This window comes from Cellulomonas sp. P1_G12_2 (assembly GCF_056405535.1).
Genome location: NZ_JBFUBX010000001.1, coordinates 606,719 through 632,381, shown reverse-complemented (window position 1 = coordinate 632,381; position 25,663 = coordinate 606,719). Strand labels below are relative to the sequence as shown.

Sequence of the window (25,663 nt, the reverse complement as noted above, 5' to 3'; positions counted from 1 at the left end):
GTCGCGAGCGCACCAGATCTTGCACGCCCCTGCGGGCGAGTTCTCAGAGGCCGTCGGCCACCACGGCGGTGACGCGGAGCCACGCGTCGCGGGTGGTCGTGCTCAGGGCCTCGTAGTCGATGGGCCCGCCGGCGACGAGCGCCTTGTCGTGCGGCACCTCCAGGACGGCCCGGGTGAGGGCGCCGAAGTGGGACCGGAGGCGCTTCTGCAGGTCCTTGTCGACCTTCGGCTCCGGCGCCGACAGCACGGTGACCGCGCGGCGGACCGCCTCGTCGTGGCCGGTGGCCCGCAGCGCGTCCAGTGCCCAGGCGGCCGACTGCGCGGTGTCCTCGCGGACGGTCGAGACGACGACGATCTGGTCGGCGGCACCCACGGCGGCCTGCCAGTTCGAGGCCCGCATGTTGTTGCCGGTGTCGATGACGAGCACCCGGTAGAAGCGCGAGAGCACCTGGTGCAGCGACGTGAACGAGTCGGCGTCGACCGACGAGGCGGACGCCGAGTTCTCGTCGGACGCCAGCACGTCGAACTGCTCGCTGGGCTGCGTCCGGACGAACCCGTCGAGGTCACCGATCCGGACCGTGCCCTCGGTGCCGAGCGCGGGCAGCGCGTTGAGCAGGTCCACGGCCGTGCGGGTGTGGTCGGCGTGCGACGAGCGCCAGCCGAGGGTGCCGCGGGTCTCGTTGTTGTCCCACGCGAGCGTGTACCCGCCGCGCTGCAGCCCGAACGTCGCGGCCAGCAGCATCGTCGCGGTCGTCTTGTGGGCGCCGCCCTTGGGGTTGATGACGACGATCGTCTTGGGTCCGTCGAGCGTGCGCCGCACCGAGGCCGACGCGATCCGCCGACGCCGCTCGTCGCGGCCGGGACCGGGCGAGATTCCCCCGAACGTGAGCCGGCGGATGCCCGCCTGCCAGCCGTGCTCGGCGGGACCACCGGTGGCGGCGGGGTGCCGCGCGGCCAGGAGGTCGTCGAGGGTCGGGAGCGACGACGCGGCCACCGGCGCCGTGGCCGCACGGGCCGGGGTCGGCCCCGCAGCGCCGGCGAGGTCGTTGTCGGGGGTCGCCGGGCTCTCCTCCTGCGGCCGTACGGAGGCGCCGCGCGTCGCGGCAGGCCCGCGGTTGGGCGTCGGCGGGGCGGTCGGTGAGCTCGCGGGGGCCGGGGTGACCGGCAGACCCCCCGACGGGGTGGAGGGCACGGAGGCGGAGGGCACCGCCTCGGGGCTGGAGGTGACGGTGGCCGACGTGGCCGGGCGGTCCGGAGCGGGCTTCGCGTCGACCACCTCGATCGGGCCGGAGTCCTGCGCGCTGTCCGCCGCGTCCCCCGGCGCCTCGTCGACCAGGCCGTCCGGGTGGATCAGCAGGGACCAGACGCCGTCGGGGTCCCGCACCTGCACCGGGACGGGCTGCCCGAGGGAGCCCGCCAGCCCGGCGATGCGGCTCGTGATCGCGGCGCCCGCCTCGGCGAGGGTCGCCATGCGCACCCGCTCGATGACGCCGTCGACGGAGATCTCCCCCGTACCGTCCTCGCGCACCTCGGCACGGATGTCCGGCAGTCGCGTCGTCGTCGTCGACGTGTTCTGCCCGTCGGTGCGCTCACTCATGGTCTGGTTGCCCCTCGCTTCTGGTCGTCCGCCCCCGAAACTACGCTGCACAGGCCCTGCGCGCACTGTCGAGGCGCAGGCCAGGGCACTACGACCGCCCGCAGGGGACCCCGTGAGCAGCGGTCAGGGACCTCCGCGTGAGATCCGGCACTGCCGGACATGCCGGGCGTGTCGAACGGCGCGGGCCCGGTCAGTCGTCGGTCACGACCTCGAACCACACCGTCTTGCCGTCCGCGTGGGTCTGGATGCCCCAGTCGGAGGACAGCGCCTCGACGAGCGCCAGACCACGGCCGCTCGGCGCGGTCGGCTCCGGGTGGGCGACCGTGGGCGTGCCCCCGCCCGCGTCCCGGACCCCCACGTGGACGGTCGCGCCGTCGATCCGGACCTCGACCCGCACGTCGCCCGCCTCGGGACCGTGCACGACCGCATTGGACACCAGCTCCGCCGTCAGCAGCTCGACGACCTGGTTGGAGGCCCCACCGACGCCGGCGTCGGCGATGGTGCGCATGACCCAGTGCCGGACGGCCCGAGGGGCCGAGCGCTCCGCCTGGACCACCAGCTCGCCGGCGAGGGTCTGGGCGTCTCGACGGCGCACGCTCGCGGCGCTCCGGAGATCTCGCACATCACCCACCCGCCCAGAGTGCCCGACGCGGTCCGTTCCTGCCTGGGGGGACCGCCGACGCGTCCGAGTGAACCGCAGGCTGCTGGGCGGTGCTGCTCGCCTCCTCGACGCCCACCAGCCAGGGACACCGGGCCCGCAGCTCGCGCTCGAGGCGCGCGCGCAAGGTGACGGCCGCCGCGGGGCACCCGTGGCAGGCGCCGTCCAGGTGCACGGTGACGCGCCCGTCGCAGACCGCGGCCAGCGTGATCCGCCCGCCGTGGGACCGGGCGAACGGGCCGACGATGTCGCCGACGACCTCCCGGGCCGCCGCCAGGAGCAGACGGTCCCGCTCGTCCCGCCCGGACGGCGCCGTGGCCAGGCCCGCGCGCACGGCGTCGCGCACCCGCGCCGACTCCTCGGCCCAGGTGCGCCCGGGGGCCAGCGTGGTGCGGACGTGCTCGGGCCCGAAAACGAACGAGTCGAGGACGCCGGCGTCCCGTAGCGCGAGGAGCGCAGACGGCTCGGTCGGCGACGGAGGCGTCGGAGGCGTCGGGCCTACGTACCAGGCCACCGTGCTCGGATCGGCGGTGGTCTCCGGGTGCAGCGGGAGCAGGGTCATCCCGTGAGCCCGATCGTGACGGCACGCGCGATCCACGCCATCACCCACGCCAGCGCGGTCATGTAGGTGAACGCGAGCGCCGGCCAGCGCCAGGAGTTGGACTCGCGGCGCAGCACCGCCAGGGTGGCGAAGCACTGCATCGCGTACACGAAGAAGGTCAGCAGCGCGACGATCGTCGGCGCGGTGAAGATCGGCGTCCCCGCACGCGGTCCGCTGTCCCAGGTCATCGCCTCGAGGGCCTCGGCGGGATGCTCGGTGTCGCTGGACGCGGCGATCTGGCCCATCGTCGAGACGAAGACCTCCCGGGCGGCCATCGCACCGAGCAGGCCGACGTCGATGCGCCAGTCGAAGCCCAACGGTGCGGTCGCCGGTTCGACGGCCCGGCCGACCGCCGCGGCGTAGCTGTGGTCGAGCTGGTAGGCCGACGCGTCCGCCGGGGCCATCGACGCCGTCTCGGTGGAGTGCGTCGGGAAGGTCATGAGCGCCCAGAGCACGACCGTCGCGCCGAGGATGATCGTGGCCATCTTGCGCAGGAACGCCCCGACCGCTCCCCCGACGGCCTGCGCCACGGCGCGCACCGACGGCAACCGGTACGGCGGCAGCTCGAGGTAGAAGGGCAGCCCGCCGGCGCGCAGCACGGTGGACTTGAGCACCGAGGCGACGACGAGCGCGGAGATCCCGCCGGCCAGGTAGAGCGCGAGCATCGCCAGGCCACGCATGCCGACAGGCCCCCAGGCCGCGTCGGCCGGCACGAGCATGCCCACCAGGAGCAGGTAGACGGGCAGTCGCGCGGAGCAGGTCATCAACGGCGCGGACAGCATGGTGGCCAACCGGTCGCGCGAGGACGGCAGCGTCCGCGTCGCCATGATCCCCGGCACCGCGCACGCCACCGAGGAGAGCATCGCGACGAACGCGCGCCCGTCCAGCCCGCTCACCTCCATGACGCGGTCCATCAGCATCGCCGCGCGGGCCAGGTACCCGACGCCCTCCAGCAGCGAGAGCAGGAGGAAGAGCAGGGCGATCTGCGGGAGGAAGACCAGCACGCCGCCGACCCCGCCGATCAGGGCCGTGCCGACGAAGTCGGCGAGCACCGGGGGCCCGATGTGCTCGATCGCCAGTGACGACAGCGCGGCGAACACCTGCTCGATCAGGCCCATGGCGGGCGCCGCCAGGGCGAAGATCGCCTGGAAGAACGCGAACATCACGACGAGGAACGCGGCGACGCCGCCGACCGGGTGCAGCAGCACGCGGTCGATGGCGCGGGTCCGTCCCGGTGCGCCGGCCGGCGTATAGCGCGCACGGTGCACCACCGACGAGATCCAGGCATCCAGCTCGGCCGGGTCCTCGGCGGGCGGGGGCACCACGGCGGACGGCCACGAGCTCCAGCCCAGCACCTCCTGACGCAGCGCGGGGATCCCCTTGCCACGGTTGCCCTGCACCTCGTGCACCGGCACGCCGACCGCGGCGGCGAGCAGCGCGAGGTCCAGCCGACCGCCCCGGGCACGCAGCTCGTCCATCATCGTCACCGCCAGGGCGCACGGCCGCCCCGTCGCCAGCGTCCGGGCGACCAGCTGCAACGAGCGCCGCAGCGTGGTGGCGTCGACCACGAGGAGGAGCGCGTCGGGACGGGGCAGGCCGGGGATCCGGCCCGCCAGGTGGTCCGCGACGACCTGCTCGTCGGGGCTGACCGGGTCCAGGCCGTAGGTGCCCGGCAGGTCGGTCACCGCGACGGACGCCGGCGCGCCGTCCACCGTGCCCGTGATCGTCCCGACGGCGCGGGTGACCGTGACGCCCGGATAGTTCGCGGTCCGCACGTGCAGCCCGGTGAGGTGGTTGAAGACGCTGGACTTGCCGGCGTTCGGGCAGCCGACCATGGCGACCTGGCGGAGGCCGGTCGCCGTCGGTGCCGCGGGAGCGTCGTGGCACGTCGCGCTCACGGCAGGACCTCGACCACGACGAGCGCGGACAGGTCCCGGCGCAGGCACAGGTCGGACTCCCCGACCCGGAAGAGCACCGGGCTCCCCCACGGTGCACGCCTCACGCAGACGACCTCGCAGCCCGGCCGGAAGCCGAGGTCGCGCAGGCGGGCGAGCGTCGAGGGTGCTGCGCCCTCGACGCCCACCACGGTCGCGCAGGCCCCTCGGGGAAGGTCCCGCAGCCGCACATCCATCGCCCCACCCGTCCTGGCGACCCGGGGCTCGTCCCCGGCACCGCTCCGGACGTTAGTGGAGCCTTACCTCATCATCTGGGTCGTTGGTCCCGGCTCAGCCGCGCATGTCCATCACGACCCGGCCGTCGATCTCACCGCGCTGCATCTCGGCGAAGATCGTGTTGATCTCGGCGAGCGGACGCGTCGTGTACGTCGGGCTGACCAGTCCACGGGCGAAGAAGTCGAGCGCCTCGGCCATGTCCTTGCGCGTCCCGACGATCGACCCACGGACCGTGAGCCCGAAGAGCACCGTGGTGAAGATGTCGAGCGGGAACTGCTCGGGCGGCAGCCCGACCAGGGCGACCGTGCCGCCGCGCCGCAGCGCACGGACCGCCTGCGGGAACGCGGTCCCGTTCACGGCGGTGACCAGCGCGCCGTGCACGCCACCGGTGCGCTCCTGCAGCCGGGCGGCCGGGTCGTCCTCGAGCGACGCGTTGACCACGACCTCGGCGCCGTGCTTGGTGGCCAGGGCCAGCTTGGACTCGTCGACGTCGACGGCGGCGACCCGGCGGCCCATCGCGACGGCGTACTGCACGGCGAGGTGGCCCAGGCCGCCGATCCCGGAGACCAGCACCCACTCGCCGGGCTTGGTGTCGGTCATCTTCAGGCCCTTGTAGACCGTGACGCCTGCACAGAGGACGGGTGCCGCGCCGGCGGGGTCCACCCCGTCAGGGATCACCGGGCAGTAGCGCGAGTCCACGACCATGTACTGCCCGAAGGACCCGTCCACGGAGTAGCCGCCGTTGCGCTGGTTCGGGCACAGCGTCTCCCAGCCGGTCTGGCAGTACTCGCACTCGCCGCAGGCGGACCAGAGCCACGCGTTGCCGACGAGGTCCCCGACGGCGACGCGGGTGACGTCCTCGCCCACCGCGACGACGTGCCCGACGCCCTCATGCCCGGGGATGAACGGCGGCGTGGGCTTGACCGGCCAGTCGCCGTGGGCCGCGTGCAGGTCGGTGTGGCACACCCCGGAGTAGTCGACGCGCACCAGCGCCTCGTGCGGGCCGACGGTGGGGATGGCGACGTCCGCGACGTCCAGGTCGCTGCTGAACGACCGGACGACCGCGGCCTTCATGGTGTCCATGGTGTGCACTCCTCAAGCTGCTCCGCCCCCGGCACGGGGGTGTCCGCGACGGTGCGGACACTCCAGGTATGGCCCTCGGCTCGAGGCGCCAGTAGGGCCACAGGTCCCGCGGACGGGAGCGGTCAGGGCAGCTGGCTGACCAGCCCGACCAGGTTGCCCTCGGAGTCGCGGACGAACGCGTGCCACTCGTCGGTGCCCGCCGGGCCCAGGGTCTCGTCCTCGTGCCGGAAGATCACGTGCGGCTCGGACTCGACCACGACGCCGCGGCTGCGCAGACGCTCGATCGTCGCGGCGACGTCGTCCACCCGCAGGTAGAGCAGCGCGGAGGGGGCGCCGACGTCGAGCAGGAGCCGGACCCCGTCGAGGTCGAAGAAGAGGAGCCCGGGCGGGTCGAACCGGGCCGTCGGCGGCGCTCCGAGCAGGTCGGAGTAGAAGGCCGCGGCGCGGTCGAGGTCCTCGGCGTGCTGGGCCACCTGGACGAGTCCCATGCGCCCATCCTGCTCCTTCTGAGGTACCTCAGACACCGGCACCCCCACCTCAGGTCCCGCTGGCCAAGCCTCAGACGGACATCTGCCGGATCAGCTGCTCAGGACCCGTCGACCGACCGATCCGGCACCCTCCCCCTCACGACCAGAGTCGTGGTTGTCAACGAGAGCCGGGCAGATCGTCCGGCGTTCATGAGGAGGACACCATGGCTGACTTCTGGGGACCCGCCCTCGACGCCGAGCTCGCCTACCGCCACGAGCGCCTGTTCACGGCGCTGCGCGGGATCCCGGTCGGGGACGACCACGACACCGAGGACTCCGGCGCGACGGCCCCTGCGGCCACCGCCCGGCCCGACGGCTCGCTGCGGCCCGTGCAGCCCGCGCACCCGCTGGTGAGTGCGGCGCGTGGGTGGCTGCTGCGAGGATCGGAGACATGGCACGCGGCTCGATGAGCACACCCTTCGTCGCCCGCGCGCTGCAGGTCGACCAGCTCACGCTGGCGCTGCAGCGCGCGGGCGTCGGCGAGCCCTCGACCGTCCTGCTCGGGGCCGACGCCGGCGTCGGCAAGACCCGGCTGCTGCGGCACGTCGCGGAGCTGGCCGACGCCGCCGGAGCGCGGGTCGTCGTGGCGCACTGCGTGGACCTCGGCGAGATCGGCCTCCCGTACCTGCCGTTCGCGGAGGCGCTGTCGCAGCTGCACGCGCTGGACCCCGAGGCGGTGGACGCGGTCGTCGCCAACCGTCCGGCGCTCGCCCGGCTGCTGCCCGGCCCGTCAGGCTCTGCGACCGCCCCCGACGACCAGGCGAACCGGCTCCAGCTCTTCGACGGCCTCGTCGAGGCGTTCAGCGCGGTCGGCAGTCCCGGACACCCGCTCCTGCTGGTGCTCGAGGACCTGCACTGGGCGGACGCCTCGAGCCGGGACGTGCTGCGGTTCCTGGTCTCGCGGCTGCGCGACCAGCACCTGCTCGTCGTCGCCAGCTACCGCACCGACGACCTGCACCGGCGCCACCCGTGGCGGCCGGTCGCCACGGAGCTCAGCCGCCACCCGCGCGTGGAGCGGCTCGACCTGTCCCCGTTCACCGACGACGAGCTGCGCGAGTTCACCACCGCGCTGTCCGGCGCCCCGCTGACCGAGTCCACGCTGCGCCGGGTCATCGACCGGTCCGAGGGCAACGCGTACTTCGCCGAGGAGCTGCTGGAGGCCGGCGCCGAGGCCGACGAGCTGCCCTGGTCGCTCGCCGACGTGCTGCGCGCGCGGCTCGAGCTGCTCGACCCGTCGGTCCAGCGCCTGGCGCGCATCGCCTCCGCCGCCGGCCGTCGCGTGTCGGAGCCGCTGCTGCGCGCCGCCGTCGTCGCGGACGCGGACCCGCAGCTCACCGCGCCCGGCGCGTTCGACACCGCGCTGCGGGAGGCCGTCGCCCACCACGTGCTCGTCGGCGAGGACGAGCTCATCGCGTTCCGGCACGCGCTGCTGGCAGAGGCCGTCTACACCGACCTGCTCCCTGGCGAGCAGTCGTCGCTGCACCGGGCCTACCTGCGGGTGCTCCGGGACGACCCGACGCTCGGACCGTCGTCGCAGCTGGCCTCGCACGCGCTGCGCGCACCGGACCTGCCGACCGCGCTGCGCGCCTCCCTCGACGCGGCCGACCAGGCGCACGAGGTGCTCGCGCCCGCGGAGGAGCTGCGGCACCTGGAGGTGGTGCTCCGGCTCTGGGAGGCCGTCCCGGAGGTCACGGCGACTCTCGGCACCGACCACATCGACGTGCTCGTCGCAGCCGCCGCGGCGGCGAGCCGCGCCGGGCAGGTGGACCGCTCGGTGCAGCTGGCTCGTGCGGCCGTCGAGGAGACGGCCTCGGACGTCCCGCGGCAGGCCCACCTGCGCACCGGCCTCGCGCGGTACCTGCTGGGTGTGGAGAGCGTGCACGACGCCCTCGAGCAGTCGTCGCGCGCGCTCGCCGACCTCCCGGACACCCCGACGCCGGAACGGGCCTGGGCCCTGGCCACGTACGCCCGCAGCGCGCTGAACGCGGACCTGGACGACGAGGCGGTGGCCAGCGCCACCCGCGCGGTCGAGCTCGCACGGGAGGCCGGGGCGGCCGACGCGGAGTCGGACGCGCTGACCACGCTGGCGGTGCTCGTGGTGGACGACGAGGACCGCGCGGCCGAGCTGCTGACCAGCGCGCTCGCCCGCGCCCGGGAGGCGTGCGACTACGCGACCGAGCTGCGCACCATGTACAACCTCGCCAGCAACCGGTACTACGCGGGGGACCTGCCGGGTGCCACGCAGGTCACGGCCGACGGGGTGGAGCGCGCCCGCTCGCTCGGGATGACGTGGAGCGTCTACGGCGTCGAGCTGCACATGTTCACGCAGCTCATCCGGTACGTGTCGGGTGACCTGCGTGCCGCGGCCATCGGGGCCGTCCCGGACGAGCTGGCCGACACGCTCATCGCCGTGAACCTCTACGCGGCGGTGGCCCGCGGAGACGCCGACGCCGCCGAGCGCGGGCACGCCCTCGAGCCCAGCTGGTCCCGGGACGGGCTGATCGCCCTGGTGGCCGGCGGCTGCACGATCGACGCGCACACCTGGCGCGGGGAGCTCGACGACGCGATCGCGCTGGCGCTGCGCCTGCTCGAGCACCTGTGGCGCGCGTGGTCGGACTACTTCCTGGGCGGCATCTGGCTCGTCGCGCTCGCCCTGAGCGCGCTGGCCGACGCGGCCGCGCAGGAGCGGCTGCTCGGTCGGGACGTCTCCGAGCGGCTGGCTCTCGGCGACCGCCTGCTGGAGCGCGCCCGGACGACGGCGGAACGCGGGCGGCCGCGCGGCGGGCGCCTCGGCCCCGAGGGACGGGCCTGGCTCGCCCGCGCGCACGCCGAGCACTCGCGGCTGGCAGGCACCAACGACGTGGACCTGTGGCGCGCGACCGTCACGGAGTTCGACTACGGCTACCGCTACGAGGTGGCGCGCAGCCGGTTCCGGTTGGCGGAGGCGCTGCTGGAGAACGGCGACCGGGAGGCCGCGCGCGACGAGGCCGGGATCGCGCTGGCCGAGGCGGACGCGATGGGAGCGGTGCCGCTGGCGACCGCCGTCCGGGGGCTCGCACGGCGTGGCCGGCTCGACCTGCCGGGGGTCCGGGTAGGCGGCGTCGACGTGCTCACCGCGCGCGAGGCCGAGGTGCTCGCGCTCGTCGCGCAGGGGCTGTCCAACCGCCAGATCGGCGAGAAGCTCTTCATCTCCGGCAAGACGGTCTCGGTGCACATCTCCAACCTGCTGGCCAAGCTGGGGGTCTCGGGCCGCGCGGAGGCCGTGTCGGTGGCCCACCAGCGGGGGCTGATCGGTGCGGGCTGACCTGGGCGCGGACCGACCCCAGCCCCTAGGTTGAGGGTCATGTCTCCGTCGAAGACGCCTGCGGTCGAGCTCGAGGTGCGCGGCCGGACGGTCCGGGTCAGCAGCCCGGACAAGCTCTACTTCCCGGAGCGCGGCATCACCAAGCTCGACGTCGTCCAGTACTTCGTCTCGGTCGGCGACGGGATCCTGGGAGCACTGCTGGACCGGCCGACGACGCTGGAACGCTGGCCCAAGGGCGTGTTCGAGGGCGCCAAGCTGGCCACCCGGATGGACTCGACCGGCGACGCGTTCTACCAGAAGCGCGTCCCGCAGGGCGCCCCGGAGTACGTGAAGACGGCCCGCATCGCGTTCCCGAGCGGCCGGACCGCCGACGAGGTGGCGCCCAGCGAGCTGGCCGTCGTCGCGTGGGCCGCCAACCTGGGCACCCTGACGTTCCACCCGTGGCCGGTGCTCGGCGACGACGTCGACTCCCCCGACCAGATCCGGATCGACCTCGACCCGCAGCCGGGCACCGACTTCTCCGACGCCGCACGCGTCGCACCCCACGTGCGGGAGCTGCTCGCCGAGCACGGCCTGGAGGGCACGCCCAAGACGTCGGGCGGCCGGGGCATCCACATCTTCGTGCCGATCGAGCCGCGCTGGTCGTTCGTCGACGCGCGCCGGGCCACCATCGCGTTCGGCCGCGAGCTCGAGAGGCGGATGCCCGCGGAGGTCACGATGAAGTGGTGGAAGGAGGAGCGCGGCGCCAAGATCTTCGTCGACTACAACCAGATGGCGCGCGACCGCACCATCGCGTCGGCGTACTCGATCCGCACCAACCCGCGCGCCACGGTCTCCGCCCCGCTGCGCTGGGACGAGGTCGCGGACGCGCACCCGAACGACTTCGACGTGACGACGATGCCGGCCCGGTTCGCCGAGGTCGGGGACCTGTTCGCCCCGCTGGTCGCCCACGCGGCGCCGCGGTACTCCATCGAGTCGCTGCTGGAGCTGGCCGATCGCCAGGAGGTCGAGCACGGCGAGGGCGACCTGCCGTACCCGCCGGAGTACCCGAAGATGCCGGGCGAGCCCAAGCGCGTGCAGCCCAGCAAGGACCGTGACCGCCCCCGCTGAGCGCACGGACGGCATCGTCTATGCGTCCGCGCGCGGCCGGTGGGTACTGTTCGCGACCGTCCTCGGCTCCGCGATCGCGTTCATCGACGCCACCGTGGTCACGATCGCCCTGCCGACCATCGCCGAGGACCTGGACGCCACGACCGCCGACCTGCAGTGGACGGTCAACGCGTACGCCCTGACGCTCGCGGCGTTCCTGCTGCTGGGCGGCTCGCTCGGCGACCGGTTCGGGCGCCGGAAGGTGTTCCTCGTCGGCGTCGTCTGGTTCGCGGTCGCGTCCCTGCTGTGCGCGGTGGCGCCCACCATCGGGGCGCTCAACGCCGCGCGCGCACTGCAGGGGGTCGGCGGTGCGCTGCTCACCCCGGGTTCCCTCGCCATCCTGCAGTCGACGTTCAGCGGTCCCGACCGCGGGCGCGCGATCGGCGCCTGGTCCGGGCTCGGTGGGATCGCGGGTGCGGTCGCGCCGTTCCTCGGCGGCTGGATCGTGCAGGTCACCACCTGGAGGTGGATCTTCGGCATCAACCTGCCGCTGGCCGCGGTCGTCGTCGCGGTGACGATGCGGCACGTGCCGGAGAGCGCGGACGCGAGCGCGGTGAAGAAGCTCGACGTCGCGGGCACCGTGCTCGGCGCCCTCGGGCTGGCCGGTCTGACGTACGGGTTCACGGCGTGGACCGAGAGCGGGACCCCGGATGCCCTCGTCGTCGGCGCGCTGGCGTTCGGGGTCGTCGCGATGGTGGCGTTCCTGGTCGTCGAGTCCCGCGCGAGCGCGCCGCTGCTGCCGCCGGCCCTGTTCCGGTGGCGGCCGTTCGCGGGCACCAACGCCGCCACGCTGCTCATCTACGCCGCGATCTCGGGGCTGTTCTTCTTCCTCGTCGTGACCCTGCAGGTGGTGGCCGGCTACTCGCCGCTGGCGGCCGGTCTGGCCCCCCTGCCGGTCACCGTCCTGATGCTCCTGCTGTCCCCGCGGGCCGGTGCGCTGAGCACGATCATGGGCCCGAAGATCCCCATGACGGTCGGTCCGCTGGTGTGCGCGGTCGGCGCGGTGATGCTCTCCGGCATCGGCCCTGACGAGCCGTACCTGACGCACGTCCTGCCCGGCATCCTCGTGTTCGGGCTCGGCCTGTCGGCGACGGTCGCGCCCCTGACGACGACCGCCCTGGCGGCGGCCCCCGACCACCTGGCGGGCGTGGCCAGCGGCGTCAACAACGCGGTCGCCCGGGTGGCCGGCCTGCTGGCGATCGCCGTCCTGCCGCTCGCCGCCGGCGTCGGCTCGTCGCTCACCGACCCGACCACCCTGGAGCCGGCCCACCGGGTCGCGATGCTCGTCTGCGCCGGCCTGCTGGCCGGCGGCGGGGTGATCTCGCTGCTGACGGTCCCGTCGAGCGCCGACGCGGTGCGACCGGTCGAGGTGGTCTGAGCTCAGCCGCGGTACTCGAAGTGCCAGTACTCCGGGTTCGAGCCGTTGCGCCCGGCCCAGGACGGGGACACCCACCCGTACGACGGCCCGTTGCTGACCAGCCAGCTGCGCTGCGGGGTGTCCCAGCCGTACTCGCAGGGGAGCTCGGGCACGTCCAGCGCGAGGCCGGTGCCGTGCGTCGAGGTCCCCGGGGTCGCGGCTACCGAGCCGAGCGCCGCGCGCATGGCCACCTGCGTGTCGTAGTCGCGGTAGGTGAGGTCGAGGTCGAGGTTGTGCCCGAACGCCGCCCGGAAGGCCGTGTTCAGCCGCTCGAGCGCGGCCGCGGCGGAGGTCTTCAGGTAGTACGGCGTGCCGTGCGGGTCGACGTCCCAGCTGATCGCGGCGAGCGCCTCGGGGGGCAGCTTGCCGTTGGACCCGTCACCGCCCGCGGTCGCGGGCGACGTGTAGAACGGCGGGCCGGAGTAGGTGGTCCCGCACGAGGGTGCCGACGTGGCCGGCGTGCCGGGGGTCGCCCTCGGGACGGTCGGACGTGCTGCCGCGGCAGCCGCCGCCTCAGCGGCCGCCTGCTCCTGCACCCAGGCGTCGTGCGCCGCGACGACCACGGCGTCGGAGGCGGAGACCCGCGCGGCGAGCGCGCGCAGGGACGTCGCGCTCTCGCTCGTGGCCGCGAGCGCCGTGTCGGCCGCGGCGAGCTCCCCCGCGAGCGCCTGTCGGACCGCGTCGTCGGCGACCGTGCCGTCGCTGGTCGCGAGCGTGGCGCGCGCCTGCTCGGCGGCGGCCGCGAGCGCGGTACGGGCGTCGTTGCGGACCGCCGCCGCCCGGGTGCTCGCGGCCTCGGACTCCCGTGCCTGCAGCTCGTCGGCGTCGGTCACCTGGGCCGCGAGGGCGTCGGCCGAGCGCTCCTGCGCGGACGCCTGCTCGGCGGCCACGCGGTCCTCGTGCTCCGTCCACGCCCACGCACTCCCGGCGCCGCCGACCAGCAGGACGGCGGTGACGGCGACGACGATGGTGCGCGAGGGTCGGCGGATGGGGTTCTCCTGTGCGTCAGGCGGTCAGGACCGGCAGCCAGCGTAGCCTCCCGCTCCCCGCAGCCGCCCGTCCGGCGGCCGCCGCCATCCGGTGGAACGGCCGTCGGCGCCCTCAAGAACACCCGCCCGCGGGCCGATCCCGCACCCATGACCGAGGTGCGCCAGACGCTGTCCCTTCCCGCGTCGGACGCCCACGAGACCGTCCCCGGCGTGCGGTCCCTGACCGCCGCGGAGGCCGGGTACCTCGACCGCGCGCGGACCCACCTGCGGGCGAGCGGGGTCGACCTCGCCGACGCCCAGGCGGTCGGCACCCTCCTGCACACCATGCGGTCGCGGTGGGCCGACGGGCCTGCTGCAGGGGTACCGCAGGCGACGGTCATGGCGCTCGGCGTCGGCGTCGGGGACCTGATCGTCGACCGCGTGCCGGGCGCGCGCTGGGCCCTGCGCACCCGCGGTCCGGCGCCCACTCCGACGGTCGTCTCCGCGTCGGGGACGGACGCGGCATTGCCGCTGGCGGACGTCGCCGCGCGCTGGCAGACCGGGTGCGGACCCGAGTGGGTGGCCGAGTACGTCACCGCGGCCGCCGCCCACCTGGCAGCCGACACCGGCCACGAGGTCCCCAGCCCCCGGGCACCGGTGCGGGCCAGCGCTCCCCCGGCCTCCTTCCGCACACCCGCCGACCTCCCGCACCCCCCGTCGCCGGCGGCGCAGGACATCGCGCTCGGCGTGCTCGACCAGGCGCTCGCGGCCGCGCTCACGCCCGGTGCCGTCGCCGTGCCGTTCGCCGTCGTCGACGACGGCCCCGCACAGAGCCCCACGGTGCGCCGCTTCGGCGGCGAGGCCGCGCAGGCGCTGCAGGAGGCCCGCGCGTGGGTCCGCGGCTCGGGCGCTGCACGGGCCGCGGTCGCGTGGTTCGCGCAGCTCCCGACAGAGGGGGCAGGCGGGCCCGCGGTCCTCGTCGAGGCCTCCGACGCCGGGGCCCCCAGCCTCGTCGTCGCGCACCGCTACACGGCCGCCACACCCGAGGGCGACGGACGGGCACGACCCGCACGAGCCGTCGGCGAGCCGCTCGTCCTGGGCCAGGGCACCCCCCTGCTCTAGTCTGCGACGTGCGCTCCCCTGAGCCGGGCGCGGGCGCAGTCCGAGGAGGAACCCATGCGATTTCGCACCACGGTGGAGCTCAGCGGGAAGTCCGCGACCGGCCTGCCCGTGCCCGACGACGTGGTCGCGGCGATGGACCGAGGAGCGCGGTTCCCCGTCGTCGTGACGATCAACGGCTTCTCGTACCGGAGCACCGTGACGCCCTACCGCGGGAAGACGATGCTCCCGCTCAGCTCCGAGAACCGCACGGGCGCCGGTGTGGAGGCCGGCCAGGAGATCGACGTCGACATCGAGTACGACGACGCCCCGCGCACGGTCGAGGTTCCCGACGACCTGGCTGCGGCCCTGAGCGGACCCGCCCGCGCCGCGTTCGACACGCTCTCGGTCAGCAGGCAGCGCGCGATCGTCGACCCGATCGAGGCCGCCAAGACGGCGGAGACCCGCGAGCGCCGGATCGCGAAGGCGGCCGAGGAGCTGGGCGCCGGCTAGGACTGGGCGCGCACCGGGTACCACCGCGACCCGAACCGCCGGGTCACGCTGCGGCCGCTGATGTCCGCGAGCTCGTCGAGCCGGGCGAGCACGGCCCAGCCGACCCGGCGGGCGGTCTGGTCGTCGTCGGCCTGGAACCGCACGGTCACGCGGGCCTGACCCCGCACGATCGCGACGTCGTGGGCCTCGACGGTGGTCATCGCCTCGGCGGTCGCGACGGCCTGCGGAAGGACGTCCGGCGCGGACACCCCCGGCTGCAGCAGACCGATGGCGGCGGTCACGCGGTAGGACGGCACGTCAGCTCGTGATCTGGGCCGCGCCCACGGCACCGTCAGCAGGGTCCATGGGCGCCACGGTAGCCGGGAGCCGCGGTGGAGCTGGTCAGTCGGTCCAGGGTGGTCCGTAGTCGGGCTGGTCGGCTGCCTCCCAGTCGGCGGCGTCGATCGAGCAGGCACCGATGACCTCACCGTTCACGACGAGCCGGTTCTGCGCGGTCCAGCCCGGCCCGGCCTCGCCCAGGTCGCTGGTCGAGAGCAGGAGCGGGTCCAGAACCATGTCGGGCGAGCCCATGCTCGTCGTCGCGTCCTGAGTCACCTCGATCACCGACCCGTCCGCCCGGCGGAGGTCCGTCTCGATCAGGGCGCCATCGAGCGTCGCCGCCGGGGAGGTCCAGGTCCACGTGATCCGCAGACCCTTCTCGACGTGGTCGTCGGTCTCCCGGACGATCCACAACCGCCGCTCGAGCATGGTGCCGCCGGCCCGGGATGCCGTCGCGGTAGCTGTCGGGGCGGCGACCGTCCCGTCGTCGACGCACGGCACCGGGGACTCCCACTCTCCGCCCCACGAGCTCGACGACGACATCGAGAACCCCACGCCGAGCACGCACACCGAGACCGCCGCGACGGAGACCGCCGTCGATCCGACGGCCGACGGCTCCCGCCGGTACCGCGCGAACCACGGGTGCGCCGGGGGTTCCCGCGTCTGCACGACCAGCGTCCCGGCGATCGAGTCGGCGAACGTCTGCCTCCGCGCGTTCCAGAGCGGGCGCAGGTACCCGATGAGGAGGATCGAGTCGAGCAGGTGCGCCACGACCCGGAGCCCGGAGGCGAAGATGCCTGCCGGCCGCCCGTCGGACCGCCGGACCACCGCCACACCAGCCACGCGCTTGCCGGGCGTCGCGCCGGTCCAGCCCTGCAGCGCGAGCATCCCGAGCACCAGGGCGACGAGCACGCCGCTGGTGTGCCACCCGACCGGCTCGGCGACGTCGGGAGCGAAGTCCCCGAAACCGGGTTGCAGCCACGGCACGACACCACGCGACCCGAGCACGAGCCAGGTCGCGCCGGACAGGATCGCCCCGTCGAGCAGGGCAGCCACGACGCGTCGCGACCAGGCGGCCAGCGGCGGCCCGTCGACGGGCGCCGCGAGGTCCGTGGGCAGCGCCACCGTGTCGGTCACGCACCGATCGTGGCAGGTCAGCGGCGTGCGCGTCCGGAGAATGACGGCGACGCGGGCACCCGGATCGTGCCAGGCTCCCGCCCCATGACACGCGAGCACCTCAGCCCGCGACTGATCAGCTGGGCATCGATCCTCGAGGAGAACACCCGGGCCCAGGCAGTCGCCACCTCCACCCTCCCCTTCATCTACCCGCACCTGGCCCTCATGCCCGACGCCCACCTGGGCAAGGGCGCGACGGTCGGCAGCGTCATCCCGACGCTGGGCGCGATCATCCCCGCCGCCGTCGGCGTGGACATCGGCTGCGGCATGATCGCCGTCCGCACGCAGTGGACGTCGGAGCAGGTGCGCGGTCGGGGGTCGCTCGCGACGCTGCGGCAGGCCATCGAGAAGGCGGTCCCGCTGTCGGCGGGCGGCGTGAACCAGCGCCTCACGACGACGGCAGCGGCTCGCGTCGAGACGCTGGAGACCGCCGCGGCGGCCGCCGGGTTCGACCCGGGTGCCGACGCCGCACGCTGGCGCCTGCAGCTGGGCTCGCTGGGGTCCGGGAACCACTTCATCGAGGTCACGGTCGACGAGGCCGACACGGTATGGCTGTTCCTGCACTCGGGGAGCCGCGGGGTGGGCAACCGGATCGCGCAGCGGCACATCAAGGTGGCGGCGGACCTCTGCCGGAAGTGGTGGATCTCGCTGCCCGACCGCGACCTGGCGTACCTGGTCGAGGACACCGACGAGTTCTGGGCGTACATCCGCGAGCTGCGGTGGGCCCAGGACCACGCCCTGCTCAACCGCGAGGAGATGATGGACCGCGTCGTGGACGCGATCTCCGAGCACATGGGCGAGCCGGTGCTCGAGGCCGAGCGCGTCAACTGCCACCACAACTTCACGGAGCAGGAGACGCACTTCGGCAAGCGCGTCTGGGTGTCCCGCAAGGGGGCGATCAAGGCCGACGTCGGTGACGCCGGGCTGATCCCGGGGTCGATGGGCACCGCGTCCTACGTGGTGACCGGCAAGGGCGACGCGCTCTCGCTGAACTCGTCGCCGCACGGTGCCGGCCGCAACCACTCGCGGTCCGCGGCTCGCCGGCTGTTCACCCACGACCAGCTGCGTGAGGCCATGACCGGCATCGAGTACCGCGACACCGACGCGTTCATCGACGAGATCCCGGCGGCGTACAAGGACATCGACCAGGTGATGGCCGACGCCGCCGACCTGGTCGAGGTTCGCCACGTGCTGCACCAGATCGTCAACGTGAAGGGCGACTGACCCAGGGGCGCRCAGCCGGCACACCGGCTGCGCGCCCTTGCACGACCCGAACATCCGCCGCACCTCCCGCACACGCAGCAGCGTCAGGCTCCCCTCACGACACCCCGCCGGGGCGTCCCGCCCAAGGAGCCGACGATGCCCGCACGACACCGCACCCTCTCTCGCCTGGCCGTCACGACGATCCTGACTCTCGGACTCGTGGCCGCCGGAACCACCTCTTCTATCGCGGCGCCGGCCGCCGCCGGCACGACGGCCGACCGCACCGAAGACCTCTGCACACGGGCGGACCACCTCCGGGCGCGCCTGGAGAAGGCGCTCGACCGGATCCAGGGCGACGCCGGCACGCAGGGCTCGGTCGCCTGGCTGCGTGCACGCGCCGACCGGGCGTCCGCCACCGACCACGCCGACCTGGCCGCGTCCCTCCGGGCGCGAGCCGACCGCCGGGAGGATCGCGTGCCGGAGATCGAGGACGTGCTGGTCCGCCTGGCGAGCGCGACGGCGGAGCACTGCGCGGCGGCGTCGCCGAGCTCGCTGTGAACCCCCGGCGGCTCCGGCGCGCCGCAGTCGCTGGCGCCGTCGTCGCGCTGCTCGGCGCCGGGGTGGCGGCGTGCGACGGTCGGTCTGACGGCGTCGTGGGCGCGCCCACCCGGTCGGCGACCGCGATGCCCCAGGATGACCTCGACGCGTTCGACGCCACGGTCGGCGACGGCGAGGACCTCGCCGGGTCGGTGGAGTCCGAGCTCGTCGGCGACGACGGATGAGGGCCGCACCGGACATCGGCCCGACGGGAGGCACGTGACCACGGGGACCGGGCTCGTGATCGTCGCAGAGGACGACCCCGCCGTCGTCGCGCTCCTGCGGCTCTACCTGGCACGCGACGGGTTCGGCGTCGAGACGTACTCCGACGGCCTCGCCGCCCTGCAGGGGGTCCGCACGCACCGGCCGGTGGCGGTGGTGCTGGACATCGGGCTGCCGGGGCTGGACGGCATCGAGGTCTGCCGTCGACTGCGCGCTGCCGGCGATCGCACACCGGTCCTCTTCGTGACCGCCCGCGACGACGAGGTGGACCGGGTCCTCGGTCTCGAGCTCGGCGGCGACGACTACGTCACGAAGCCGTTCAGCCCGCGCGAGCTCGTCGCGCGGGTGCACGCGGTCCTCCGGCGGGCGCAGCCGGTCGACGTCGAGCTCCTCGCGCTCGGTGGCGTCTCGGTCAACGTGCCCGGCCGCCGCGCCACCGTGGACGGCGTCCCGGTCCACCTGACCGCGACGGAGTTCGACCTGCTGGCCCACCTGCTCCGCTCCCCCGGCCGGGTGCACACCCGCGAGACGCTGCTCGGTGCGGTCTGGGGGTACGGCGCGGCAGCCGGCACCCGGACCGTCGACGTCCATGTGGCCCAGCTGCGCGCCAAGCTCGGGTCGCGCGCACCCATCCGGACGGTCCGCGGCGTCGGCTACTCGGCGGACGGCTCGGCGGGCGGACCATGAGGAGCATGAGCCTGACGGCACGGATCACCGTGCTGTGCGTCGGCGTCGCGATGGTCACCGCCGTGCTCGCCGGACTCGCGGGCGCCAGGTTCGCCGTCGCGGAGCAGCGCGCCGAGTCCGTCGCGACGGCGACCGGGACCTCGCGCCAGGCCGACCGCATCGAGCGCCGTGCCGGGATCCGGGTCACGCGCGCCGTGCTGGTGTCCGTGGCGCTCGGTCTCGGCGTGGGCGCGCTGGCGGGCGGTTCCGCCGCGCAGGTGCTCACGCGGCCGCTGCGCCGGACGGCCGAGGCCGCCCACGCGATCGGGTCGGGCCGGCGTGACGTGCGGGTGCCGGTCGAGGGGCCGCCGGAGATCGCCGAGGTCGCTGCCAGCCTGAACTCGTTGGCCGAGGCGCTGGTCGCGAGCGAGGGTCGGCAGCGGCGGTTCCTGCTGTCGGTGTCGCACGAGCTGCGCAACCCGCTGACGGCCGTGCGCGGGTTTGCCGAGTCGGTGGCCGACGGCGTCGTGACCGGCACCGACGCGCGCGCCGCGGGGACCGTGATCCTCGCGGAGTCCGGACGCCTCGAGCACCTCGTGCGCGACCTGCTCGACCTGGCGCGCCTGGGCGCCGACGACTTCCGGCTCGACCTGGACACGGTCGACGTCGCGGCGCTTCTCGACGAGGCCGCGCAGGTGTGGTCCGGGCGGACGCGCCTCGAGGTCGAGCGATCGGGCGTGCCGCTGCCGGTCCGCACGGACGCGGCTCGCCTGCGGCAGGTGCTCGACGGCCTCACGGACAACGCCGTCCGCATGACCCCGGCGGGCCGCCCCGTGGTCGTCGCCGCCCGGGCGGCCGGTCCCGCCGATCCACCGGGCACGCGCGCGGTGCTCGAGGTCCGTGACGGCGGACCCGGGCTGACCGCCCAGGACCGCGCGGTCGCCTTCGAGCCGGGCGCACTGGGTGCGCGCTACCGGGACGAGCGGCCCGTCGGCGTCGGCATCGGGCTCTCGCTGGTGCACGGGCTGGTCAGCCGCCTGGGCGGTTCGATCACGGTGGGAGACGCCGCCGAGGGTGGTGCACGCTTCACCGTCGCCCTCGCCGACGCGCCCGAACCGGTCGACGTCAGTAGGTGAAGGCCGACATGCGCATCCGCAGGTCGGCCGACAACGACGCCAGCTCGGCGACGGCCGCGCCCATCTGACCGAGCACCTGGGTGCTCGTGTCGGCGGACTCGGCGACGCTCCCGATGTTCTGGGCGATGTCGCTGGAGCCGGTCGCAGCCTCCTGGACGCCCCGGGACATCTCGTTGGTCGTGGCGGTCTGCTCCTCGACGGCGGCAGCGATGGTCAGCTGGAAGTCGTTGATGGAGCTCACGATCGACGCGATCTGCCCGATGGCGGTCACCGCCCCCAGGCTGTCGCTCTGGATGGCGTCGATCCGGCGGGCGATCTCCTCGGTGGCGCGTGCGGTCTCCTGGGCCAGGTCCTTGACCTCGCCGGCAACCACGGCGAACCCCTTTCCTGCCTCGCCCGCACGAGCGGCCTCGATGGTCGCGTTCAGCGCGAGCAGGTTGGTCTGCGCGGCGATCGAGGTGATGACCTTGACCACGTTCCCGATCTCCTGGGAGCTGATGCCCAGCTGGGTGACCGTGTGGTTGGTGGTCGCGGCGACCGCGGTGGCCTGGTTCGCGACCTTGGCGGCCTCGTTGGCGTTCTGCGCGATCTCGCGGATCGAGGCGCCCATCTGCTCGGCTCCGGCCGCGACCGTCTGCACGTTGCGGCTGACGTCCTGGGCGGCTGCGGCGACCACGAGCGCCTGCGCGCTGGTCTGGTGCGCGCCGGCCGCCACCTGGGCGTTCGCGGCGGACAGCTCCTCGGACGCGGCGGCGACCGTCTGCGCTGTCTCCGCGACTCCGGTCATCGTCTCGCGCAGCTTGTCCAGCGTGGCGTCCAGGCTCGCGGACATCCGGCCGATCTCGTCACCGGACGTGTATCCCGACCGACGGGTCAGGTCGCCGCCCGCGACGCTGGACAGGACCGCCTCGACCTTGCGCAGCGGGTGCGTGATCATGCGCGTGATCCAGACGGCCAGCCCGATCGCGAGCAACGCGCCGACGGCGAGGGTGATCAGGACGGTGTTGCGGGTCGAGGTGACGGTCGACTCGGCCTGGCCGACCAGCGTCGACGCGTTCGTGGCCTGCTCGTCGGTCACCGCGGCAAGGAGGGTCGTCATCTCGGCGACGAGCGGAGCAGCCTTGTGGTCGCGAAGGTCCTGGACCAGGGCGACATCGCCCGCGAAGCTCGCCGGCACGTACTCGTCGTCGATCACCTTGCGGTAGTCCGCAAGACCGGCGGCCAGCGTGGCGGTCTCGTCGGCGTACTCCGTACCGGCTGTCGCGAACGCGGCAAGGTCGGCATCGGTCACCTTGCGCGCGTCCGCCATCTTGACGCCGTACGCGTCCTTCGTCTCGCGGTCGACGGAGCCCGCATGGGCGAGCACGAGCACGCGCTCGGTGAGGAGATCGCTCTGCAGGTGTGCCGCCAGGACGGACGTCGTGAGGGCGTCGTCGTCGATGGTCCGGATGTCCCCGCGCAGCGTGGTGAGGCGGACGACGGAGAGCGCGACGAGGCCTGCCGACAGCAGCACCAGCAGCAGTACCAGAATCCCGATCTTGACCCCGACGGGTTGATCTCTTGCCGACATTCGGAACACGATCCTTCTTCCTTGAAGGTCTGCTCGTGATCCAGGTCGCGACATGACGAGTTGAGCGAGGGGTCATGCTTCCGCCGGCAACCTGGGGCCTCGACCCTCTGATCGGCAGAGTCGCGACGCTCTGAGCTTCTGGTGCCCATGCCCTCGTGTCAGTCGGTAGATTCACCCGCCCTGCGGCGGAGCGTGGGTCTCGGTGTCAGCGGGCAGGGACCTCCACGTCCACGCGGACCACGTCGCCCGTCCGCCGGAACACCCGCTCGCTCACGTCGGCGTCGAGCGCGCCGTCGACCCCCTCGACCCGTGTGCCGTCGGCGAGGTGCGCGACGACGGACAGTGCCGCACCCGGTCCGTCGACGCGCCGGTAGACCACCGGCACCTGGCAGAACGTGAACGCGAGCGATCCCGCGGGGAGCGTGAGGCCGCGCTCCTGCTGGGCGACGTCGTGGTACGTGAACGTCGTCGGGGTGGTGGTCCACTCGTCGGCGCGCAGCAGCACGGGCCGCACGACGACGCTCCCACCCTCGACCCGCAGCCCCAGCTCTCCGAGGCGGGCGAGGATCTCCTCCTTGACCTGGCCGGTCATGCCGGGCTGCCGGGCGCCCTTGCCGGCCGGGGTGTGCGAGTACGGGTCGACCGGGAACGCGCCGTACACGTCGGGGGTCTTGCAGTAGCCGAGGCCGTGCCGGACGTCCTCATAGGCGTCGGCGAGGCCGGCCACGACGAGCGAGTCGGCACCCTCGGCCACCGCGCGCTCGTGGTTCTCCTGCACGGCGAGCAGCAGCTTGGACACCATGTGCCAGTAGATGCTGCCGAGTCCCTCGTACGCGAAGAACGACCCCGACCGACCGGTGAACTCGGCATGCTTGAACACCTGCTCGAACACGTCGAGCACGGCCTGTCGACCCTCGGCCACGCCCGGGACCCTTCGGGTCAGAGCGTCGAGCGCGGCGTCGAGGTCGCGTGCGTTGTGCAGGCCGGGCGCGAACCGGTAGTCGCCGCGCACGTCGCGCAGCACCAGCGACGTGTCGCCGGCGTCGACGAGCGCGGCGAGCAGCGGCGCGGACGCGGCCTGCTCGGCGGTGACGAGGTTGCGGGCCAGGAACGTCGGCAGCTCGCGGTCGGGGTAGAGCTGGTAGGAGTGCTGGTCCGCCCGGTAGAGCGCGCTGCGACGCAGCGCCCGGACGAGCTCGAGTGCCTCCGCGGGGGTCAGCAGGCCGGACGACAGCACCGCGACCTGGCCCTCGAGCATCTCCTGGAGATGACCGACGGTCGCCCCGTCGCGCAGGTCGAGCAGGTTGTACGCGTGGAACAGGCCGTCCTCGCGACGGTTGGCCCGCAGCGCGGCATCGACGTAGAGCTGCGCGTGCGAGAGGAACGCCTGGACGGCCGTCGTCGACACCCCCGTGCGCGCGCCGCTGAACCCGGCGTACACGCGGGTGCGGTACGCGGTCCCGGCCGCGCCGAGCGCGTCCATGACGGCCCGCCGTCCCCGGTCGTCGAACCCCGTGGCCGCCTGCTCGCGATGCTCGTCGAGCGCCGCGTGCACGTCTGCCAGCAGGCTCGCGAGCTCGCTCGTCACCGTGAGGTCGTCGGCCAGCAGGTCCCGGGCGAGGGTCAGGGCGCGGCGCAGGTACGCGAGGGTGACGACCGACAGGCCCTTGCCGACGAGCGCGTTGTTGGCGTCGTTCCACTCGGGGCGCTGGGTGTTCATCCAGATGCCGCCGTCGGGCACCAGGTTGACGACCTTCGCGAGGATGGTCAGCAGCAGCTTCTCGCCGAGCGACACGCGCACGAGCTCGCCGTCGGGTCCGTGCACGAGCCGCCCGTCCGCGCCGTCGGTGGCGACGCGCCGCTCGACCCGCTCCTCGGTCTCGGTGTCGAACGCGATCGTCGCGATCGGCTCAGCGACGGTCTCGTCGTAGGTCGCGATGCGGTACGGCACGTCCGCGTGCGTGAAGACGGCCCGGTCGACGAGCGACTCCAGGCGGCCGGGGTGGAACCGGTGCGACGCCTCCAGGAGCTTGACCAGGTAGATCACCTGGTGGTCGCTCCAGTAGCCGATGTTCGCCCACGGGTTCGACGGCTCGGGCACCTCCCAGTCGATGCCGGAGCGCGAGATGCGGTACGGGTTGTAGCCGTCGGCGGTCGTCGCGTCGAGGAACACCGCGACCATCGACTCGACGTACTCCGGGAACGACCAGGCGAGCGCCTCCCAGTTCTGGAAGATGTCCCGCCAGTTGCCCTGGAAGTCGACGCGCGTCTCGCCGTTCGCGTCCGTCAGGGCGATCTTGAACTTGTTCCAGGGGCGGCTCGGGTCGCCGTGCCGACGGCTGAACGTCAGCGGCAGGTACTCACGCACGAGCCGCAGCAGGTCCGGGTCGCCCGACGCGTCTGCCCGCTCGACGAGGTCGTCGAGCTGCTCGGTCGCGCCGAGCCCGTCGAACCACGTGCCGCTGCGCTCCGCCGTCCGGGGGCTGCGCTGGCCGACGAAGGCGCGCAGGTCGGTCGTGCGGACGGTGTAGCCGTCCACGAGGACGCCGCCGCGCATGACGTTGAACAGCACGTTCGCGCGGTGGTGCGCGGTCGCGAGCTCGTCGCCCGTGACCTGCGCGGCGTCGGCGGTCCCGACGAGCCGGTCGAGGTGCGCACGCGTGCCCTCCACGTCCGCAGCCAGCGCCGCGGCGGCCGCGGCCGGGTCGGCGAGCTGGGTCTGCAGGCGCACGACGTCGGCGGCGCTCTGGTCGACGTCGGCGACGACGCTCCAACGGCGCCGCTCCCCGGGGGCGATCGTGAGGCGAGCGCGGACGAGGTAGGCGCCCTTCTCGCCGCGGACCTCGTGCTCCGCGACGACGGGGAGGCCGGTCGCGAACGCACCGACCTGGCGCGCGGAGAGCAGGTGGTCGACGTCGTCGAGGCCGACCTGCCAGGCGACGGTCGTGGACAGCGACTCGCTCGGGTCGGCCTTGTCGGTGAGCGTCGAGTTCAGGTAGACGAGCCCGAGGCCCGTCGCGGCGTCGACCTCGGCACGCTTGTAGGCGTCGAGCAGGCTGCTGAGCTCGCCCTGCGTCTGCACGGTGACGCCCGCGGGCAGCAGGTCGACGAATCCGTCCAGGACCTCGGCCCGGACGTGCCGGTCGGTCGCCGAGGCGACCTCGACCTCGCGCACGACGCCGAACCGGGCGGCGGTCCGCCACGTGACCCGCACGCGCAGGCCCAGGTCTGGGCGGGTCTCCTCGAACACGAGGGTGGTGCCGAGCGGGTCCTTGTACAGGTGGCGCTCGGCGTCCGGGTCGCCCGGACGGCGCGGCGCGAACGGCTGCCAGAACACGTTCCCGTCGGCCGTGGCGACGCGCAGGAGCGTGAGCCCCCCGGTCCGGCCGGCACCCGCGGCGACCTTGTCCTCGGTGGCGTACGGGAAGAGCGCGCGGTCGGCCTCCTCGCGCCCCGCCGTGACGCCTCCGGTGCTGGAGATGAACAGCCACAGGTCGCTCGCGCCGACCAGCGTCATGAAGAACGGCGGCAGGTCGTCGTAGGACGTGATGCGGTAGAAGCGTCGGCCGTCGAGGTCGACGAGCCCGGACTCGAGGGCGTCAGGGACCTGACCCAGCTCGTCCGTGGGTGCGGGCGTGAAAGTCTGCGACGCCATTGCCGATGTCCTTCGTTCGTACGCGCGTGGGGCC

Annotated in this window: 23 protein-coding genes; 11 read left to right on the top strand and 12 right to left on the bottom strand. The window is 73.9% G+C overall.

Going from position 1 to position 25,663, the window contains the following annotated elements:
* Positions 1–43: 43 nt before the first annotated feature.
* The 7 genes from AC1DXT_RS03100 to AC1DXT_RS03070 form a co-directional block, all read right to left on the bottom strand.
* Positions 44–1,597, bottom strand: a complete 1,554-nt coding sequence (locus AC1DXT_RS03100; RefSeq protein WP_477059903.1) for a MinD/ParA family ATP-binding protein — start codon at positions 1,595–1,597, stop codon at positions 44–46.
* A gap of 190 nt (positions 1,598–1,787) precedes the next feature.
* Positions 1,788–2,192 carry an ATP-binding protein gene (locus AC1DXT_RS03095; RefSeq protein WP_477059902.1) on the bottom strand — a complete coding sequence of 135 codons (405 nt, stop codon included), beginning with the start codon at positions 2,190–2,192 and terminating at the stop codon, positions 1,788–1,790.
* Between the two features lie 28 nt (positions 2,193–2,220).
* Positions 2,221–2,817, bottom strand: a complete 597-nt coding sequence (locus tag AC1DXT_RS03090) for a NifU family protein (protein WP_477059901.1) — start codon at positions 2,815–2,817, stop codon at positions 2,221–2,223.
* The gene (gene feoB, locus AC1DXT_RS03085; protein ID WP_477059900.1) at positions 2,814–4,754 is read right to left on the bottom strand and encodes a ferrous iron transporter B; all 1,941 of its coding nucleotides are present in this window, start codon (positions 4,752–4,754) and stop codon (positions 2,814–2,816) included. The genes AC1DXT_RS03090 and feoB overlap by 4 nt, the downstream gene beginning before the upstream one ends.
* Positions 4,751–4,987 (bottom strand): FeoA family protein, encoded by a 237-nt coding sequence (locus AC1DXT_RS03080; RefSeq protein ID WP_477059899.1) that lies wholly within the window; start codon positions 4,985–4,987, stop codon positions 4,751–4,753. The genes feoB and AC1DXT_RS03080 overlap by 4 nt, the downstream gene beginning before the upstream one ends.
* Positions 4,988–5,081: 94 nt before the next feature.
* Complete coding sequence (gene adhP / locus AC1DXT_RS03075; RefSeq protein WP_477059898.1) at positions 5,082–6,110, bottom strand: alcohol dehydrogenase AdhP; 1,029 nt, start codon at positions 6,108–6,110, stop codon at positions 5,082–5,084.
* Positions 6,111–6,232: 122 nt separating this feature from the next.
* Complete coding sequence (locus AC1DXT_RS03070; protein ID WP_477059897.1) at positions 6,233–6,598, bottom strand: VOC family protein; 366 nt, start codon at positions 6,596–6,598, stop codon at positions 6,233–6,235.
* Positions 6,599–6,801: 203 nt separating this feature from the next.
* On the opposite strand from AC1DXT_RS03070, the gene AC1DXT_RS03065 reads away from it, so the two are divergent.
* From AC1DXT_RS03065 to AC1DXT_RS03050, 4 genes are read left to right on the top strand one after another with little or no spacing between them, the layout of a single operon-like run.
* Positions 6,802–7,047: a hypothetical protein gene (locus tag AC1DXT_RS03065; RefSeq protein ID WP_477059896.1), complete on the top strand. Its 246-nt coding sequence runs from the start codon at positions 6,802–6,804 to the stop codon at positions 7,045–7,047.
* Positions 7,029–9,941, top strand: a complete 2,913-nt coding sequence (locus AC1DXT_RS03060; RefSeq protein WP_477059895.1) for a helix-turn-helix transcriptional regulator — start codon at positions 7,029–7,031, stop codon at positions 9,939–9,941. Before AC1DXT_RS03065 ends, AC1DXT_RS03060 begins: the two co-directional genes overlap by 19 nt.
* Positions 9,942–9,980: 39 nt before the next feature.
* Positions 9,981–11,051: a non-homologous end-joining DNA ligase gene (gene ligD, locus AC1DXT_RS03055; protein WP_477059894.1), complete on the top strand. Its 1,071-nt coding sequence runs from the start codon at positions 9,981–9,983 to the stop codon at positions 11,049–11,051.
* Positions 11,035–12,468: a DHA2 family efflux MFS transporter permease subunit gene (locus AC1DXT_RS03050; RefSeq protein WP_477059893.1), complete on the top strand. Its 1,434-nt coding sequence runs from the start codon at positions 11,035–11,037 to the stop codon at positions 12,466–12,468. The genes ligD and AC1DXT_RS03050 overlap by 17 nt, the downstream gene beginning before the upstream one ends.
* Before the next feature lie 2 nt (positions 12,469–12,470).
* On the opposite strand, the gene AC1DXT_RS03045 is transcribed toward AC1DXT_RS03050, so the two are convergent.
* A complete protein-coding gene (locus AC1DXT_RS03045; protein WP_477059892.1) occupies positions 12,471–13,397 on the bottom strand; it encodes a M15 family metallopeptidase in 927 nt (308 codons plus the stop codon).
* A gap of 246 nt (positions 13,398–13,643) precedes the next feature.
* On the opposite strand from AC1DXT_RS03045, the gene AC1DXT_RS03040 reads away from it, so the two are divergent.
* Together AC1DXT_RS03040 and AC1DXT_RS03035 are read left to right on the top strand one after the other, a co-directional pair.
* Entirely contained in the window at positions 13,644–14,597 is a 954-nt protein-coding gene (locus tag AC1DXT_RS03040) for a hypothetical protein (protein WP_477059891.1), read from the top strand.
* A gap of 54 nt (positions 14,598–14,651) precedes the next feature.
* Entirely contained in the window at positions 14,652–15,086 is a 435-nt protein-coding gene (locus AC1DXT_RS03035; RefSeq protein ID WP_477059890.1) for a YdeI/OmpD-associated family protein, read from the top strand.
* Here AC1DXT_RS03035 and AC1DXT_RS03030 read toward each other — a convergent pair.
* Together AC1DXT_RS03030 and AC1DXT_RS03025 are read right to left on the bottom strand one after the other, a co-directional pair.
* On the bottom strand, positions 15,083–15,382 hold the full coding sequence (locus AC1DXT_RS03030) for a hypothetical protein (protein ID WP_477059889.1): 300 nt from the start codon (positions 15,380–15,382) through the stop codon (positions 15,083–15,085). The genes AC1DXT_RS03035 and AC1DXT_RS03030 overlap by 4 nt on opposite strands.
* 85 nt (positions 15,383–15,467) lie before the next feature.
* Complete coding sequence (locus AC1DXT_RS03025) at positions 15,468–16,541, bottom strand: RDD family protein (RefSeq protein ID WP_477059888.1); 1,074 nt, start codon at positions 16,539–16,541, stop codon at positions 15,468–15,470.
* A gap of 84 nt (positions 16,542–16,625) precedes the next feature.
* Here AC1DXT_RS03025 and AC1DXT_RS03020 point away from each other — a divergent pair, with 84 nt between their 5' ends.
* The 5 genes from AC1DXT_RS03020 to AC1DXT_RS03000 all read left to right on the top strand — a co-directional run bounded on the left by AC1DXT_RS03020 (position 16,626) and on the right by AC1DXT_RS03000 (position 20,404).
* Entirely contained in the window at positions 16,626–17,804 is a 1,179-nt protein-coding gene (locus tag AC1DXT_RS03020; RefSeq protein ID WP_477059887.1) for an RtcB family protein, read from the top strand.
* 135 nt (positions 17,805–17,939) lie between these two features.
* The gene (locus AC1DXT_RS03015) at positions 17,940–18,341 is read left to right on the top strand and encodes a hypothetical protein (RefSeq protein ID WP_477059886.1); all 402 of its coding nucleotides are present in this window, start codon (positions 17,940–17,942) and stop codon (positions 18,339–18,341) included.
* Positions 18,338–18,565: a hypothetical protein gene (locus tag AC1DXT_RS03010; RefSeq protein ID WP_477059885.1), complete on the top strand. Its 228-nt coding sequence runs from the start codon at positions 18,338–18,340 to the stop codon at positions 18,563–18,565. Before AC1DXT_RS03015 ends, AC1DXT_RS03010 begins: the two co-directional genes overlap by 4 nt.
* A 34-nt stretch (positions 18,566–18,599) precedes the next feature.
* Positions 18,600–19,289 (top strand): response regulator transcription factor, encoded by a 690-nt coding sequence (locus AC1DXT_RS03005; protein ID WP_477059884.1) that lies wholly within the window; start codon positions 18,600–18,602, stop codon positions 19,287–19,289.
* A 5-nt stretch (positions 19,290–19,294) separates the two neighbouring features.
* Positions 19,295–20,404 (top strand): HAMP domain-containing sensor histidine kinase, encoded by a 1,110-nt coding sequence (locus AC1DXT_RS03000; protein ID WP_477059883.1) that lies wholly within the window; start codon positions 19,295–19,297, stop codon positions 20,402–20,404.
* Here AC1DXT_RS03000 and AC1DXT_RS02995 read toward each other — a convergent pair.
* Both AC1DXT_RS02995 and AC1DXT_RS02990 read right to left on the bottom strand, forming a co-directional pair.
* The gene (locus tag AC1DXT_RS02995) at positions 20,394–21,917 is read right to left on the bottom strand and encodes a methyl-accepting chemotaxis protein (protein WP_477059882.1); all 1,524 of its coding nucleotides are present in this window, start codon (positions 21,915–21,917) and stop codon (positions 20,394–20,396) included. The genes AC1DXT_RS03000 and AC1DXT_RS02995 overlap by 11 nt on opposite strands.
* A 262-nt stretch (positions 21,918–22,179) precedes the next feature.
* Complete coding sequence (locus tag AC1DXT_RS02990; RefSeq protein ID WP_477059881.1) at positions 22,180–25,629, bottom strand: hypothetical protein; 3,450 nt, start codon at positions 25,627–25,629, stop codon at positions 22,180–22,182.
* Positions 25,630–25,663 lie beyond the last annotated feature (34 nt).